Here is a 226-nt window from a genome sequence, read left to right on the forward strand (position 1 = left end):
TGCAGGGCTCCGGCGGTAACGATACCTTTATCAGTGGCGAAGCCGCGGACCAGTTTTACGGTTCGGGCGGTAACGACACCATTGATTATTCCGGCTCTGCCAGCGGCGTAACGGTGAGTCTGGTCGGCGGTGTTGCAGGCGTGGGTGGTGATGCTCAGGGCGACAAGTTGTGGGAGTTCGAAACGGTTATCGGCTCGTCTTTCAATGATGTCCTGACCGGGCAAAC

At 58.0% G+C, this 226-nt stretch carries 1 protein-coding gene; it reads left to right on the forward strand.

Features of this window, described 5'->3' with window-relative positions; translation table 11 throughout:
- Positions 1–226, forward strand: a 226-nt coding sequence (locus ACW9IR_RS30160) for a hypothetical protein (protein WP_457466265.1), incomplete at both ends; no start/stop codon positions are given.

This window comes from Pseudomonas sp. SDT291_1_S447 (assembly GCF_054070155.1).